Below are 16,110 nucleotides of genomic sequence, written 5' to 3' on the forward strand. Positions count from 1 at the left end.
TAAAGAAAGAGACTTCTTTCTTGGAGTCAATTCAACCCCACATGGACATCCAGCAGACCATGGAGAGCTTCGGTCCTTTTCGGTAACTCTGCGAGACTGCCGTCTTTCAGAGACTCCGTGAACGAGTTGAAAAGACTCCACACATTCCGCTCTTCAAATACCGCGTGACGAGGTTTCCGCCCTTCGTGCAGCACAGAAGGAATCAGACGGTTGCCGCACACGCCGACATCAGTAGCCCGAATGACAAGGTCGTGGGCTTGGATGTCGTCGAGATCAGCTTTCTTGTAGGCGGCGATGCGCTTGTCTTGGTGATGCCATTTCTCCATCAATTGACCAATGGCTCTACCGGTGATGAAAGGCAGGTCACGAACGATGTGTCGGGTGTGTTTCCGGGCGAATTTGACCTCTCCAGAAAACGACAAATTATCACAAATGAAACAACTGGCGCCGGCAACGAGACCTGCAGGAAAGGTTTTGTCGTGGCTGTTCCTGAGGCCGAGAACCCAGGTGTAATCGTCTGAGGATTGTTTGCCTTGCACCTCCATCAGACCAAAATACCTGCTTCCATTGTGGCTGAGGCTGTGAGCGACAGTGCCAATGGTGAGGTTGGTCTTGGAGAGGGTGGTCTGGACTTCGCTGACGTGGTCTCTGTTTAGGTCCTCGGTCGGTCTAGGGGGTTCTGCCATGTTCCGCCACAGGGTCATTCACTGGCGGCAGTTCTCGGTCAGGGATCGTTGAGCGCGAAGCTGGTTCTTTCTGGCCAACCGGCTTGGATAAGTGCCTGCGGACTGGGCCCTCCCTGCAGATTCTCTACCTCGCGGCGGGTGTCGCTACTTCCATACAGCGTCCGCGGAGTAGCCTTGTTGTACCAGAGGCCGCACGCACGCATTGGATGTAGTCTGGAGTGGAAGGCGTAAGGTACTTGCCAGCGTCGCTTCAAGGCGGTCCTCCGCTAACGGGCCCCGGCTTGTGACAATCATTCGCAGTCACGGTAGTGACAGCTACCAAGACAGCAAGCACCGTGAGGAGCAGGATAGTCTTCACTCCGCCGCCCGACCACAGCTTGCGCTCGCTCGGAAATTTCGGGCTAGGTTCTGAAAAGTTCTGATGGTGAGTGATTCTTATTAACCCTTGGAAAAACACTTGTCTCGATTCTCCTAGTGAAATGGCCTCTTAAGGATTCATAATCTTCGAAAAATGAGCTTGTTGCTAGGTTCGAAATCCCTCCCTGTCCGCCATATTTAAGATGAACGAGTTTGTGGCCTGAGGTTGGCGTTGCAGCTTGCGTCCCGCGCGACGGCGTCAAAAAAAGTCCGCCGAGTAAGCTCCCGGCGGACTTGCTTTTGTGTTCCAGCCTTGTGGCGGCTGGCTGGGTCGCTCGTTCAGAGGGGCATCAGGGCTCCAGCAGCTTGATCATCTTCTGGGCGACTCCTTGGGCGGACGCTGGGTTCTGGCCGGTGACGAGGAGTCCGTCTGTGATGCTGTTGGGTTGCCAGGGGGGCACCGTGTGAAATATGGCGCCCTGGGCAGTGAGGGCTGTTTGCAGTTCGAAGGGGACGTCGGTCTTGGCGTAGTTCTCTTCCTCCTCATTCGTGAATGAGGTGATGTTCTTGCCTTTCACGATGTAGGAGCCATCGCTCAGTTTGACGTTGAACAATGAGACCGGGCCATGACACACGGCGCCTACGACGGCCTTACGCTCATAGGTCTCGCGCACGACTTGCTTCAGCAGCGGATGCTCGGGCATGTCGACCATGGGTGCGAGACCACCTGGGATAAAAATCGCATCGTAGGGGCGAACATCGACGTCGGATAGCTTCTTGGCCTTCTGCATCCTGGCCCATCCATCGCCCACGAGGAAAGCCAGGTTCGCAGGATCATTGGCAAGATGGAGTGCATCGAGGTACGGGGTGTCTCCCGTCAGGCTCGCGAAGTCGACCTGATACTTGACCTTGTCGAACTCGGCATACGGATGCGCCACCTCGGGAAGGAAGATGCCCGTTCGCCGGTTGTGTGGTCCGATGACATTGGCATTCGAAACGATGATAAGAATTTTCTTGGACATAATGGATGCGGGGTTGATAACGATTCACTGATTCAAAGAAGCTTTTTCACGACCGTCACGGTCCGGGATTCCAGATGAGGAATGATTTCGGCCACGACGATGTTCTGGTAGTGGTCCGACTTGCGGTGGGCATCGGCTGCATGCTCGTCGGCATAGCATTCATGCAGGATGAACTCATTGGGGTCAGTCTCCGACCGATAGACGGAGTAGAAGATATTTCCCTCTTCACCCCTCGTCTGTGCCGCCAACGCTGGCAGCAGCCCGAGGACCCTCTCTGTTTCCGATGCCCTGACTTTCCAAATGGCGATGACTTCTCTTTCCATGGTTGCGTCTCCTCTCAATCAACGGGGCTCTGCGGTTGAATGCGTGGTTGCCCTTGTTTGAGACCACTCAGGTCATTTTGTGTGCCAACCGATTTTTGCGAGAGTCAATCCACTAGCCGTGAGCGCGTTACACGCACCATGCGACTGGTGCCGAACGTCTTCGAAATCTCGTCGCCTGCGAACTTTCGTGTGTCTTGACGCGAATTCCGGCGTGCTTCACCACGAGAGGTGAAGAGCCCGGGTCCAGGCATCTCACGGCCACTGAGCAGGGTCGATGCTGCGCTCACCGAGCGAAATCTCGCGCGAGTTCGTGACGAAGATTCGTCCTTGTCGGAATCTCGAACTGAGATGTGACTTTTCATCACTGAAACGATGTTGTTGTTCCACAGCGCCTTACTGACCGCTGGAGGCCATGGCACGCGATGAGCAATGAATGATGGAACCACCGGGGCTTCCAGTACTGGCAGAGCGCCAGAGTGCCCGGCAGATCATCAAGCCTGATACTACCATGGAAACTCGATATCCTATTGCCAGCCTCCGCCCATCACCGGGCATCCGTTGCCTTCTTAAGAGTACAACGTCGTGCCTGCTGGCTATATCGCTCGCCGTCGCATCAGCACGCGCCGAAGAATCTCCAAGCGCCTCCACGGCATTTGTGCCGACGGTTCACTACCACACAGCAAAGGTGGATGGACTCGATGTCTTCTACCGTGAAGCAGGGCCGAAGGATGCGCCAACCATCTTGCTACTACATGGGTTTCCGACGTCGTCGAACATGTTTCGTGGGTTGATCCCCAAGCTCGCTACTTCGTTTCACGTCATTGCACCTGACTACCCCGGCTTTGGTCAGAGCAGCATGCCGGATAGGAAAGAGTTCGCTTACACCTTCGAGAATCTTACCAATGTCGTCGAGAAACTCGTGGGCCAACTGAAACTCACCAGCTACTCACTCTACCTCTTCGACTACGGGGCGCCGGTCGGTTACAGACTTGCGTTGCGCCATCCGGAGCGTGTCAGAGCGCTGATTGTGCAGAACGGAAATGCTTATGAGGAAGGGCTTCTCAAGTTCTGGGATCCGGTGAAGGCCTACTGGAAGGAGCCGACGCCTGAAAAGCGGCAGGTGCTCCACTTCCTTGTAGAACCCAAGGCGACGCGCTGGCAGTATGAGAATGGCGTGGCTGATCTCACCCTGCTGGACCCCACTGCCTGGACTCTCGACCAGGCTGGGATGGACCGCCCGGGCAACGGGGAAATCCAACTGGACCTGTTCCTCTCGTATGGCTCCAACGTGGGACTCTATCCTCAGTTTCAGGAGTTCTTTCGCAAGTATCAGCCGCCGGCGTTGATCGTCTGGGGCAAGAATGATGTCATCTTCCCTCCCGAGGGTGCCGCTCCTTACAAGAGTGATCTGAAGACCGTGGAAACACACATGCTGGATACCGGCCACTTCGCGCTGGAAACACATGGCGAAGAGATTGCCCTTCGCATCAAGGATTTCTTCAAGAAGCATCGAGTCACCCGCTGATGCGCCGTAGTATGGCATGGGAGGCTGGAGTTGGTTTGAAAACTGGCTCCGGCCCTTGCTTTTTTTATCGCAGCGGGATTGCCTCTTTGAGTCGTCTCGTGTGTTTGCTGCGAGATCGCACATGCACTCAGAGCACTTTAAGTAGTGGCATTTGCGTCGCGGAGCGATGCCCGAACCGGTGAGTCTTGGGTGAGGTCATGGGTTCGGGTGTCGCTCTGCGACACTGATAATCTACCATCTACCCGGCCTTGAAAGGCCGGGCTAAGATTCGGTCGTCGCTCTGCGAGCTGCAATATCCACTGAATATTGCTCCTCAACATTGGGAGGTGCTTCCAACTGCTTCTTATCAAAGCCTGAAAGCGGCCATGTCATCTTTTGAAATGCTCTAGTGAGTCTGCCACGAGGTCGCACGAGTACTCCAAAGCGCCTCGCGGAAGGCGGTTCACGGCAAGGAAGGTTGCAGCCCATTCCACGGACACACTCACGAGACGTTACACTAAGTCTCCTGCTTCTTCGCATTGTCGCTGTTCGAAGTCGCCAGCGCTCCTTGCTCACGCTCTGGCCATAGTGCTGCGACCACCAGAGCGACGAGGATGCCAATAGAGACTTCGATGAACCGATGGAGCGCTGTCATCCACGGAGAATGCGCATGCGGAATCAGCACGACCACGGCAAGCGTGATTCCCGCATAGCGATATGCTGTCTTCTCCAATCTCAATGCGATGGAGCACAAGCCCATCACGAAGACCGCGACGGTGAAAGCAATCAGATTGGCGCCGAAGTAGATGGCCTCCACGGCACCGCATACTGCGCCGAGCGCCGTGGCCACCATACGCCCAATTGACAGGGTCAGCGTCGCACCCAGGGTGGATTGCATCACCACCAGTGTGGCGATGGTGGCCCAGTAGGCTTCCGGCATCTGGGCCAGATACGCGACGAAGAAAGACGCGGTGGCCGCCACTGCAGTGCGGACCGCGTCTTCAAGCGAGGGGAGTTCTCCCTTTTCGTTTCCGGCGTGAGAGGGGAGGTGACGGCTCATCTTCCGCGTGCATCACTTGTCATCACATTTCATGCATCACTTGTCATCACATTTCACGCGTCACTTGCTGGTGCTCTGCACTGCATCCAGGATGACTTCCAGCACTTCCTTGGGCTTGGAGAGCATCGCCACGTGGCTGGCTTCGAGGACGGTCGTTTTCGACTTGGCGCGCTTGGCCATCCACGCTTCGAGCTCAGGATTGATGGTCTTGTCCTGTGAGGCGACGACATACCACGAAGGCTTTGTCTTCCATGCCGCCTGCTGGCCCACTCCGGCAAAGACCTTGGGGGAAGCTGGCTGCTGCACCACGTAGATCACCTCCTGCTCGCTCTTCGGCAAGTCCCCGGCGAACACTTTGAAAACTCCTTCCTTGGAAACCGTGAGGAGGCCATTGGTCTCCTTGAGGAAATCTGAGAGCTTGGTCGGAGCTGCATTCGCGCTGAGTGTCGGCACGGTTTCCCCTTTGTCCGGAGCGAAGGCCGCGACATAGACCAGGCCTTTTACCTTAGGATGCGCTCCGGATTCGGTGATGACAAATCCGCCCCAGGAGTGGCCCACCAGAATCACGTCTCCTTTGGCGCGCTCGATAGCCGCGTTGGCCGCAGCCACATCATCCTCCAGGGTGGTGGTTGGATTCTGAACGGAGATGACTTCGAATCCGTCCTCGACCAGAGGAGTGATGACTTTGTTCCAGGAGGAACCATCTGCCCACAGACCGTGGACGAGGACAATGGTGGGTTTTGCATTCATGGGTTTTTCGTTTTGGCCAAGGGCGTTCGAGAGCAGGGAGAAGACGACGACAGTTAAGGCAATGGTTAGCTTCATATGCAGGTGGGGTGTTAAGTGTGGGTTGGTACTTGGGGTGATTCCGAAATGACAATCATCTTCGCGGACGTCATTTCCCGCATGGTCCAGGGGATGCCGCCGATGCCGTAGCCGGACTCACGACGACCCGCGAAGGGCATCCAATCGGTCCGGAATGCCGTGTGATCGTTGATCATCACCGCGGAGGCATCGAAGCGCTCTGCGGCGTAGAATGCGGTCCTCAGGTCCTGCGTAAAGATGCTCGACTGGAACGCAACTGGCAGGGAATTCGCCCGCGCGATGGCGTCATCGAGTTCGGTGTAGCGATAGACACAGGTCACTGGTCCAAAGATTTCATGAGTCGAGACTTTGGCGTCCGCAGGGGGGTCCACGAGGATGGCCGGGCGCAGAGTCGTTTCACTCAGTCGTCCTCCGCCAATGAGTCGGGCACCCATATTCACGGCCTCATCAATCCAGGCCACCACACGGTCTGCTTCACGTGGCGTGATGAGGGGGCCTACCTCTGTTTCAGGTTTTGTGGGATCACCCACCTGCAACTTGGCTACACGGGTGGCGAAGTGCTCGATGAACTCCTGTTCCAAGTCTGCATGCACATAGATTCGCTGGACGGATACACAGACCTGCCCCGCGTGGTAGTATCCGCCTTTCGCCAAGGGCTCGATGAGCTGCTCAAGGTCTGCATGGCGATCGACAATCACAGGCGCAGAGCCTCCGTGCTCTAAGGCACACCGCGTACCCGGCGCAATCTTCGAGCGGAGATGCCACCCTACCTGGCCGGAACCGATGAAGCTCAAGAACGCGATGCGCGAGTCCGTTGCGAACTTCTCGCCAAGCTCCCTGCTCTCGGGCAGAAACGTCTGACACCAGTCAGGCGGAAGTCCCGCCTCGTGGGTGAGCGCCACAAAGTCAAAGCAGCAGAGCGGAGCGGCCGATGCCGGTTTCACAATGACAGGACAGCCGGTGGCGATGGCCGGTGCGACCTGATGCACAATGAGGTTCAGCGGATGATTGAAGGCAGAGACTGCCGCCACCACGCCGATGGGTTCGTGAATCGTGAATGCGCGACGATTTGAGCTCGCAGGCGTGAGCCCCATGGGTATCTCCTGACCACCAGCGACGCGGAGCATGTCTGCCGCATTCCGCACTCCATCAATGGCGCGATCCACTTCCACCAGAGCGTCCGTGAGAGGCTTCCCACCTTCACGCGCAATCTGGAGACCAAAGTGTGCACGCTTGCCTTCCAACAGCGTGCTCAGCCTTCGGAGAATTGCAATTCTCTCGAAGGGCTTGAGCCAGGATTTGCGATCCGCAAAGAGACGGTGTGCTGCTGACAGCTTGCTTTCAAGGGCTGCTGCGTCGTCGGTCTTGAGCGTGGTGATGAGGGCTCGGTCGTATGCTTGGACGATTTCAATCATGGTGGCCTCCGTTGTTGAGGTGTGGTTGCTCGTTAAGTTGGTCCCCGTCATAGCTGAGAGGTCTCACGCCACAGATCGATTCCAGCGTCCTTGGCGAACGCATCGATCTCCACCAGCTCCTCGGCGCTGAATTCCAGATTCTTCAGCGCATCCAGGGAGTCATCCAGTTGGTCGACACTGCGAGCGCCAATCAGAGCTGAAGTCACGCGGGCATCGCGCAGGACCCAGGCGATGGCCATTTGGGCGAGCGTCTGTCCACGCTTCCGGGCAATGGAAGCCAGTCCGCGGACGTTGCTGAGATTCTTCTCGGAAAGAAACTCCTGCAGGAAGGTCCCACCATCGAGCGCGCGGCCTGTCGGCGCAGCGCCGCTGAGGTATTTGTCCGTCAGCAGACCCTGGGCCAGCGCGGAGAATCCAATGCAGCCAACACCCAACTCACCGAGGACATCCAGAAGGCCCTCCTCGATATGCCGGTTGAGCATGGAGTAGGAGGGTTGATGGATGAGTAGGTGGATGCCCTCACTCTTCAGGAGCTCGTGAGCACGCCGGGTCCTCTCAGGGCTGTAGGAGGAGATGCCCACATGCAGGGTCTTTCCCTGCTTCACGAGCTGAGTCAGCGCTGACATGGTCTCCTCCATCGGTTCCTCAGGCCACGGGCGGTGGGCGTAGAAGATGTCCACGTACTCTACGCCCAGTCGCTGCAGGCTCTGGTCGAGCGAGGCGATGAGGTGCTTCTTCGAAGCGCCGATGCCATAAGGTCCCGGCCACATCCCATATCCGGCCTTCGTGGATATCAGCAGCTCGTCACGCAGATGACCTCCGAAGTCCTTCTTTAAGATGGCCCCGAGATTCTCTTCAGCGCTGCCGTTCGGAGGTCCATACATGTTTGCCAGATCGAAGTGCGTCACTCCGCGATCGAACGCGCGCCGGACTACTGCGCGGCAAGTCTCGAAGACATTCACGCCACCGAAGTTCTGCCAGAACCCCAATGAAATGGCTGGCAGTGACAGGCCGCTCTTTCCGCAGCGGCGGAATTTCGCACTCTCGTATCGTGTTGGATTTGGATGGTAGGTCGCGAGCATGATGCGACTACCAAGTCACTTTCCGTGCCATCTGCTTCCGGGAGCAATGGTCGCCTGAGCAAGAGGGCCTTGCACCGATGCAAGCTGTCCAGGCGTGGACTGCGAAACTTCGTTCTTTGCGAGTTCTCGCGAACGTGAAAACGAAACTTCACCTGTCTCCCATCAAGGAATCAGCCGCGTGTCGATGGGCAACGTGAACTGAAACGTCGCACCGTGTGTTGGATTGGAAATCGCCACGAGGCGTCCACCATGGGAGACTACGATGGATTGGCAGATGGCAAGGCCCATGCCCAGCCCCTCCGGTTTGGTGGTGAAGAAGCGCTCGAAGAGGCGTCCGACGGTTTCAGGGTCCAGCCCCGTGCCAGAGTCTTCCACCTTGACCACCAGCGTTTCCGCATCCCTTCCGGTATGGATGCGCAGCACGCGGGGCCGATCTGAGATGCCATTCATCGCATCAAGGCTATTGATGACCAGATTCATGATGACCTGCTGAATCTGCACGCGGTCGATGGCCACTTCTGGAAGGTCGGGACTCAAGCAGCATTGCAGCTCTACACCCCGGCGCCGTATGTCAGTCTCCAGCAGGGGCAGCAGCTCTTCGATGACCGCGTTGATATTTGAGGATTCGCGGATGAGTTTTTCCTTCGCAAGCAGCGCACGGATGCGCACCACGATCTGAACCATGCGGTCCGCGTCCCCGATGATCCGCTGCGTCGCGGCGCGCGCCTCCTCGATATCGCATCGATCGGGGCTCAGCCAGCGGAGGCTGGCACTGGCATTGGTCGTGATGCCTGCGAGGGGCTGACTGATCTCATGCGCGATCGATGCAGTGAACTCCCCGAGCGCAGTCGCGCGTGCCATGCGGGTGAGCTCGTTTTCAGCTTTGCGCAGGGCGACTTCCTTCATGCGGGCGAGTTCACTACGCAGGCGCTGGTGCGCGATGTAGCGACTCAAGGCAAACACGAGCGCGCCCACTCCCGCCACCGCCAGCGCCCAAACCCATCCCTGTTGCCACCAGGGTGCCAGGATGATGATTTCCAGCGTCGTCTCTTCCCCATCAGGCTGACCTTGCAGGTCGATGGGACGAACGCGGAACTGATAAGTCCCTGGCGGTGGACGTCTGTAATCCTGAAACCACATAAACCCTCCGCTGACACTGCTGGCCTCCTCCCACTCCAAGTCCAGTCGGTCACCTTCACTCACTGCAGGAGCGTTATCTGCTCCTGTCCGCCATTCCGCGTGTCCGTTGGCATCATCATCAATAATCGCGAAGCATTCCTCCGGCTGCCCATCGGGCAGGGTCGATGTCAGGGTGAGGAGACTGGCCATTTTCGGACGTTTGCCATCCGCCGTGAAACCCGTGGGTGCCGGCAGCACGGGCCCCCGCACACGCGGGTCGTGACCCACCGGTGCGCGCATGATCAGTTCTGGCAGCCCACCAGTGCGAGTCCTGCTGATTTTCACACCTTTGATAAGAAGAGTGCCGAGCGTATCCGGTGGGCCCGCCGAGGAGATCACGAGCCAGCAACTGTGCGCGCCTGGGGGCGCAGTCGCTGTCATCTTCCGCTTCACAAAGACAGGCGTTTGCAGGCTGCCATTCCAACCCTGCGTTTCACCCTTGATGGCTTCCGAGTCCTGCTGCAGCGGCTGTCCCGCCGCGTTGAGAAAACGCAGGGTGATGGACATTTCGCAGGGGTTCTCTTTCCATTTGGAATCGACGCCCTCCAATTGATACCGCCGCCGTCTGGGGCGCTCCGGAGTCATGTAGATGGTGAAGCGTTGCGAGACTGGCGGCAAAGAAACGGACGGAAGCCCCAGCGTGGGCAATGAGTCTCCGTTCATCACGATCTCGATGCTCTCCTTGCCATGCAAGGTAGGCCGCCGCTGAGTAGCGAATGGTGCGCTGACGGATTGGGCTGTCGCCGGACAGGCGAAGGCGATTCCGCAGAAAAGCACGCCGGCAATCGGGCGCCACCAGCAGTGATCGGGTCGTCGGAATGCCCCAAAGGGCAGGCGACCCTCAAGAGTGGCGGTCTGCCGCGTAGCTAACAAATGAGGGCGAGGCAGCAGGCAATACATAAGACGTTTTGCAAACGGCACAGACGTCCGTAGTCGATGCGATCGTGAGTTGCGTCAAGGACCAGGAGCACTCGCCGCCGCTCCTGCCAGCGCCACGGCGCGATCGTTTTCCACGGTCGAGCCGGAGACTCCAATCGCGCCGATTACCACTCCATCCGGTGACTTGAGGGGGACTCCACCGGGAAAGGAAATGAGACCTCCATTGGAATGCTCGATGTTGTACAGCGGGCCGCCCGGTTGGGAGAGCTCGCCGATGCCGCCTGTCTCCGTCTCGAAGAGACAGGCGGTGCGGGCTTTTTTCAGCGCGACATCAATGGCTCCCAGAAGGGCTCCATCCATGCGGATGAAGCCCTTCAAGTTGGGTCCGGCATCGACCACGGCAATGTTCACCTGGACTCCCAGGCTGCCGGCCTTCTCAGTCGCTGTCTTGAGGATGAGAGTGGCCAGATCGAGAGACAGTTCAGCAGGGGAGGAGTGCGTCATGGCGAGCTTTGCTTTCGAAGGATTAGTTGATGGCGTGCCTGTGCGGTGGTCAGAACTTGATCACCGCCCGTCCGACGACTTCATTCGTTCTCAGCAGGTCGAGGTATTCGTTGACCTGCTCGAACGCGATGGTCTTGATGGTATGGCGAATCTTGTCCTGTGCGGCCAGGGCCATGACCTCGGTCAAGTCGGCATTGTTTCCCCAGAACGAACCATGGAAGGTCTGCTCGCGGGAGACGCGTGGGAAGAGCGGAATATCGATGCGGTCGCCGACAAAGCCGACATCGACATAGTGACCGGAGATGCCCAGCAGGCTGAATCCCAGTTGCATCATCTCCGGAGCACCCACGGAATCGATGATGGCATCGAGATCACCCTGGCCTGTGGCCTTGGTGAGTTCCGCAGCCACCTCCTTCGGGGTCTTGTTCTTGATGCTGATGACGTGGTCGGCCCCGTAGCCCTTCGCGATTGCGAGTTTGTCGGGGTTGCGTGCGAAGGCAACGACCAACGCGCCTCCTCCGAGGAGCTTGGCATACTGCACCGCGTATACGCCAAGTCCACCGACGCCAAAAACTCCGATGACCCGGCCCGGGCCTAGTGCCCCGGCATCGCGGAGTTTCTTCACCCCTCGATAAGGGGTCAAACCCGCATCGGTGAGCGGCGCCAGTTCCTCGAATTTCAGACGGCGCTCCACCTTGATGGCATAGCGCGCCGGGACGGGAAGATACTCCGCGAACCCGCCATGAAGTCCAAACCCGGGCCAGCGCACGTGAGTGCAGATCTGGGTGTTCCCCACCAGGCAATGGCGGCAGGTGCCATCGCCCCATCCTGGGGCGACGACCACATGGTCGCCTTCCTCGAATCCCGCCGACTTCGATACGGCTCCGCCCATCTTGCTGACAATGCCGGTGATCTCATGGCCCGGGGTGACGGGAGGCTTGATGTCTCCATAACCCTGGAAAAACTTGTCCACCAGGAGCACGTCACTACGGCACATGCCGCAGGCCTTGACGTTGACGAGAATTTCGTCGGGCTGGATATCCGGCACAGGGATGTCTTCAAGGACGAGAGGCTTGCCGTATTCGTGTATGCGGGCTGCTTTCATGTCTTTTTTCTTTCTACTGTTGTGGGTTGGCTGAAATGTTGAATGGCCCTGATGGAGCGCTGGCATTGACGGTGGATGGAGGCCCGGTCAGCCAGAGTTCCTTTCGCTCGGGTGCACCTCTCCACTCGCGGATGGTGCACTGAGGCCGAGGAGTTCGGTGAGTCGTGCCTCGTAGTTGTCGTAGATGGGCGAGGCGCCGTCGGGCTGCACCCAATTCGGATTCTGGTCGCGGAGAGCCTCCAGCATCTCCTGTTGGAGCTCGGCAAAAGAGAGACGCTTGGCATTCATGGTGCAGAGGGGTGGTCTGCATCATGAGGTTCACGTTTCGTGCCATCAGTGATGGCCGGCGGTTAATCACTCACGGCGAGGCTGTTGAGAAATTGATGCCTGCGCACTGAATCACTTCGAAACTTCGCGACCTACGAAATGTCGCTGCCAGTCACGCGTTGACTCGTGCACAAACTGAATCATCCATGGATGCAGTGGTGACAGACCAAACTCCGGTGTAGAGAGCTCCATGCACATCCCTCAAATTTTCGATGGCAAACAGCAAGCTTGAGAAACCGCCTACGGTCTTCGTGGTGGACGATGATCCGTCCATACGCGAGTCGCTCAGTGGCCTGGTTCGTTCTGTCGGGCTGCGGGTCGAGACGTTTTCTGCCGCTGCTCAGTTTCTCCGGCGACCGCTGCCGGAGGAGCCGTCGTGTCTGGTGCTCGATGTAGGCTTGCCGGATCTGAGTGGCATTGAACTTCAGCGCGTGCTTCTCGACGCGCAACGCGTCATCCCCATCATCTTCATCACGGGCCATGGTGATATTCCGATGACGGTGCAGGCGATGAAGGCGGGCGCCGTGGAGTTTTTGACGAAGCCCTTTCGCGAGGATGTCCTGCTGGATGCAATTCACCAGGCGCTCGCCCGTGATCGGGAAGCTCTCGTGGGGCGTGCTGAATCAAGCACCCTCCGCGCTCGCTACGAAACGCTGACTGCTCGCGAACGCGAGGTGATGACTCTCGTGGTCCAGGGGTTGATGAACAAGCAGGTGGCGGCGGAACTGGGCACGCAGGAGATCACTGTGAAAACTCATCGTGGCCGGGTGATGCGCAAGATGATGGCGGAATCACTCGCCGATTTGGTGCGCATGGCGGAAAAACTGGAACGACGGGTGTGAAGGACTGGAACACTCGAAGCCTGCGGTACCTCCATTCATGAGACCTAGGTATAATAGCGGCTAACCGCGAAAAGAGGCACCGTGGTGGAAAGTATATCCGATGACCAAGGTGCCCCTCATTTCCGTGGTAGATGACGACGAATCTCTCCGCGAGTCGCTCAAGGGCCTGCTGAGATCTCTCGGCTACGGGCATGCGGTGTTCTCCTCCGCCGAAAGTTTTCTGGAGTCGGATGCGCTGGCCACGGCGGACTGCCTCATCCTCGATGTCTGCATGCCCGGGATGAGTGGACCTGAGCTGCAGCGGGAACTCATCGCGCGGGGGCAGAAGATTCCCATCATCTTCATCACGGCGCACGGAGATGAGAATGCCGCGCGCTTGAAGGCCGCCGGTGCGGTGGACTGCCTGCTCAAGCCGTTCAGTGAGGAATCCTTGTTGAAGGCGATCGATCGCGCCCTGTCCAGCTAGTCGATTCGCCATGGAAAACACCCCGACCCGATACGTGTCATGAGAAATGTCGACGCTCTCGTCTGTGTAGTTGATGATGATGTCTCCATCCGGGAATCTGTCCGTGGATTGCTGCGTGCGGAGGGATTGCGCGTGGAGACCTATGGTTCCGCGGATGATTTCCTGGCGCGCTCCCGTGGCGAGCCACCTGGCTGCCTGGTGCTGGATGTGGAGTTGCCGGGGTTGAGCGGTCTGCAGTTGCAGCGCGAGCTTTTCCGGAGTGAGCCTCATATCCCCATCGTGTTCCTGACAGGCCATGGTGATATCTCCATGTCGGTACGTGCGATCAAGGCGGGCGCATTTGAATTTCTGACGAAGCCCTTCGATCCTGAGGAGCTGCTCGACGCCGTTCAGGAGAGTCTGCTCACCCGCGAATACGGCGGCCATCGCTCGAAAGACCAGTCATCGGCACAATCCAATGAGATTGTCGGAATCGGTGGCGGCTATCGGACGCTGATCAAACAAATTTCCATGGTGGCACCGACCGATTCCACCGTCCTGATCGAGGGAGAAACGGGCACGGGGAAGGAGCTTGTCGCGCGTGAGATCCACAAGCTCAGCCGTCGCAAGGAGCAGGCCCTCGTGCGTGTGAATTGCGCCTCCATCCCAAAGGAGTTGTATGAGAGCGAATTCTTCGGGCACGCGCGTGGTGCATTCACCGGGGCCATCAAGGACCGCATGGGACGTTTTGAAGCAGCCAATGGCGGGACGCTCTTCCTGGATGAAATCGGCGAAATCCCCCTCGAACTCCAAAGCAAACTCCTGCGCGCCCTGCAGGAGAAGCAGTTCGAGCGGGTGGGGGAGGAACGAACGCGGCGGGTGGATGTGCGCGTGGTCGCGGCGACGAACCGCGACCTGAAAGCCGAGGTGGCTGCAGGCAGGTTTCGCGAAGACCTCTACTATCGACTGAATGTCTTCCCGGTGCGGGTCAGTCCGCTGCGCGATCGACGGGAGGATATTCCCATGCTGGCCAAATACTTCGTGGAGCTGCTCGCCAAGGAGATGAAGTGCACGAAGCCCCGGCTTACCGAAGCGGGCGTGATCCGATTGCAGGAATACGACTGGCCGGGCAACATCCGTGAACTGCGCAATGTCATCGAACGCGCCACCATTCTGGCACGAGGGAAGGTGCTTGAGTTCGACCTTCCGACCACGACGACCGAGGCCCCGGCTTTGCCCTCGCCGCGTTCCTTGAACCAGGACAAGGCGGAACCGGAATTCATGACGGAGCCGGAAATTCAGCGTCGTGAGCGCGAGAATCTGCGCGTCGTCTTGAACAAGACCGGCTGGAAAGTCGGAGGCCCCAGCGGCGCTGCGGAGCTTTTGGGAGTCAAGCCCACGACCTTGATCTCACGCATCAAGAAGATGGGGTTGAGTCGCGACGCGGCGACGCGGTAGGACTGCTTCTTAACGCGGGCCGGAGTGAATGGTCTCCGGCTTTGCTGGGATGACGATGGCCCCGGGACCTGCGTCCCGGAGCCTGAGCTTGGAGGTTCTCTATTTTTTGATAAGCCAGTCCTTCAGGGCGATGGAGAAATCAGCCACGTCGATGGGGTGCCGGCTGGTGATGAGATTGCCGTCGACCACCACGGGTTGCTCCAGCACCTGTCCACCTGCATTGGTGAGATCGCTCTGGATATTCCAGTAGCCGGTGAGTTTCCTGCCCTTGAGGATATCCGCGGATGCCAGCACGACCGGGGCATGGCAGATGGCGGCAATCAGTTTGCCAGCTTTGTTGAACTCCTGCACGAAGCGGATCACGTCCTTGTCGTAGCGCAGGTTATCGGGATTCCAGGCGCCGCCGGGAATGAAGATGGCATCGTATTCGTCCACCTTGATTTTGTCAGCCGTGCGGTCGACCTTGAGCCAGCCGACGGGGTTGAGATACTGGATCGCCATGATGTGATCCTTCGCCATCTCCGGCGTGCTGAGGCCGTATCTTGCTGGAGCGGGGTTGAACTTCGGCGCCACGATATCAACTTTTGCGCCCAGGGCTTTGAGATACCACACGGGTCCCGTCAGCTCGATCTCCTCGAAGCCGTCCGCGGCCAGCACTGCGATGCGTTTCCCCTTGAGCAGGGTCGCATCCTTCACTGGGGTGAAGAAGAAAGCTTTCAGGGCTTCATTGCCCGGGGCATTGAGCAACTGGGAGACGGGCATCGTGGAGACGGCCGTCTTGGTGGCGAGTTGATTGATGACATCCAGCTCGTAGGAGCTGTTCCCCTGAGCTGCGGCGTCGAATGCGGCGAGCGCACTGATAGCGCCGGCTAGAAGGATGGTGTTCACGGTTTTCATGAATTCAGTCGGTCTGTGTTTTTGGGGTTATGACGAAGCGCAGGACCACGGCTGGAATGGCGGCAGCCCACGCATGGTTTTGTGAGGACGAATGTCCCGCCATCCTCTTAAGCAAAGCAGATGCCACGTGTGTTATTCTGCATAACCACCTGTTTGATAATGCGTTAAGAGCCCTCTGCTGACTCCGCGATCAATGTCGA

At 58.2% G+C, this 16,110-nt stretch carries 16 protein-coding genes; 4 read left to right on the plus strand and 12 right to left on the minus strand.

From position 1 onward, the window contains the following. Positions 1–26 precede the first annotated feature (26 nt). The 3 genes from G5S37_RS12255 to G5S37_RS12265 all read right to left on the minus strand — a co-directional run bounded on the left by G5S37_RS12255 (position 27) and on the right by G5S37_RS12265 (position 2,388). Positions 27–686, minus strand: coding sequence for a DUF932 domain-containing protein (locus G5S37_RS12255; protein ID WP_240914858.1), 660 nt, complete (start codon positions 684–686; stop codon positions 27–29). A 707-nt stretch (positions 687–1,393) separates the two neighbouring features. Continuing rightward, positions 1,394–2,065, minus strand: a complete 672-nt coding sequence (locus G5S37_RS12260) for a type 1 glutamine amidotransferase domain-containing protein (RefSeq protein ID WP_165204230.1) — start codon at positions 2,063–2,065, stop codon at positions 1,394–1,396. Positions 2,066–2,097: 32 nt separating this feature from the next. Beyond that, a complete protein-coding gene (locus tag G5S37_RS12265) occupies positions 2,098–2,388 on the minus strand; it encodes a putative quinol monooxygenase (RefSeq protein WP_165204233.1) in 291 nt (96 codons plus the stop codon). Between the two features lie 553 nt (positions 2,389–2,941). On the opposite strand from G5S37_RS12265, the gene G5S37_RS12270 reads away from it, so the two are divergent. Next, positions 2,942–3,913 (plus strand): alpha/beta hydrolase, encoded by a 972-nt coding sequence (locus G5S37_RS12270; protein ID WP_343229936.1) that lies wholly within the window; start codon positions 2,942–2,944, stop codon positions 3,911–3,913. A gap of 496 nt (positions 3,914–4,409) precedes the next feature. Here G5S37_RS12270 and G5S37_RS12275 read toward each other — a convergent pair whose 3' ends face one another. The 8 genes from G5S37_RS12275 to G5S37_RS12310 form a co-directional block, all read right to left on the minus strand. Continuing rightward, positions 4,410–4,952 carry an FUSC family protein gene (locus G5S37_RS12275; protein WP_165204236.1) on the minus strand — a complete coding sequence of 181 codons (543 nt, stop codon included), beginning with the start codon at positions 4,950–4,952 and terminating at the stop codon, positions 4,410–4,412. Positions 4,953–5,012: 60 nt separating this feature from the next. Continuing rightward, positions 5,013–5,702, minus strand: coding sequence for an alpha/beta hydrolase (locus tag G5S37_RS12280; RefSeq protein ID WP_206026419.1), 690 nt, complete (start codon positions 5,700–5,702; stop codon positions 5,013–5,015). A gap of 89 nt (positions 5,703–5,791) precedes the next feature. After that, on the minus strand, positions 5,792–7,192 hold the full coding sequence (locus tag G5S37_RS12285; RefSeq protein WP_165204241.1) for an aldehyde dehydrogenase family protein: 1,401 nt from the start codon (positions 7,190–7,192) through the stop codon (positions 5,792–5,794). Positions 7,193–7,239: 47 nt separating this feature from the next. Further along, positions 7,240–8,274, minus strand: a complete 1,035-nt coding sequence (mgrA, locus tag G5S37_RS12290; protein WP_165204244.1) for an L-glyceraldehyde 3-phosphate reductase — start codon at positions 8,272–8,274, stop codon at positions 7,240–7,242. Between the two features lie 162 nt (positions 8,275–8,436). Continuing rightward, positions 8,437–9,960 carry an ATP-binding protein gene (locus G5S37_RS12295; protein WP_165204247.1) on the minus strand — a complete coding sequence of 508 codons (1,524 nt, stop codon included), beginning with the start codon at positions 9,958–9,960 and terminating at the stop codon, positions 8,437–8,439. A gap of 447 nt (positions 9,961–10,407) precedes the next feature. After that, positions 10,408–10,836 (minus strand): heme-binding protein, encoded by a 429-nt coding sequence (locus tag G5S37_RS12300; protein ID WP_165204250.1) that lies wholly within the window; start codon positions 10,834–10,836, stop codon positions 10,408–10,410. Between the two features lie 49 nt (positions 10,837–10,885). After that, the gene (locus G5S37_RS12305) at positions 10,886–11,941 is read right to left on the minus strand and encodes an NAD(P)-dependent alcohol dehydrogenase (protein ID WP_165204253.1); all 1,056 of its coding nucleotides are present in this window, start codon (positions 11,939–11,941) and stop codon (positions 10,886–10,888) included. Positions 11,942–12,028: 87 nt separating this feature from the next. Then, entirely contained in the window at positions 12,029–12,229 is a 201-nt protein-coding gene (locus G5S37_RS12310) for a hypothetical protein (protein ID WP_165204255.1), read from the minus strand. A gap of 251 nt (positions 12,230–12,480) precedes the next feature. Here G5S37_RS12310 and G5S37_RS12315 point away from each other — a divergent pair, with 251 nt between their 5' ends. The 3 genes from G5S37_RS12315 (at position 12,481) to G5S37_RS12325 (ending at position 15,013) form a co-directional block, all read left to right on the plus strand. Next, positions 12,481–13,110 (plus strand): response regulator transcription factor, encoded by a 630-nt coding sequence (locus tag G5S37_RS12315; RefSeq protein ID WP_165204258.1) that lies wholly within the window; start codon positions 12,481–12,483, stop codon positions 13,108–13,110. 100 nt (positions 13,111–13,210) lie between these two features. Next, positions 13,211–13,576: a response regulator gene (locus G5S37_RS12320; protein ID WP_165204261.1), complete on the plus strand. Its 366-nt coding sequence runs from the start codon at positions 13,211–13,213 to the stop codon at positions 13,574–13,576. A gap of 39 nt (positions 13,577–13,615) precedes the next feature. Next, complete coding sequence (locus G5S37_RS12325) at positions 13,616–15,013, plus strand: sigma-54 dependent transcriptional regulator (RefSeq protein WP_240914860.1); 1,398 nt, start codon at positions 13,616–13,618, stop codon at positions 15,011–15,013. A gap of 99 nt (positions 15,014–15,112) precedes the next feature. Here G5S37_RS12325 and G5S37_RS12330 read toward each other — a convergent pair whose 3' ends face one another. Then, the gene (locus G5S37_RS12330; protein WP_165204264.1) at positions 15,113–15,910 is read right to left on the minus strand and encodes a type 1 glutamine amidotransferase domain-containing protein; all 798 of its coding nucleotides are present in this window, start codon (positions 15,908–15,910) and stop codon (positions 15,113–15,115) included. Between the last annotated feature and the right edge of the window lie 200 nt (positions 15,911–16,110).

The organism is Roseimicrobium sp. ORNL1, from assembly GCF_011044495.1.
In the GTDB taxonomy this organism is placed as follows: domain Bacteria; phylum Verrucomicrobiota; class Verrucomicrobiia; order Verrucomicrobiales; family Verrucomicrobiaceae; genus Roseimicrobium.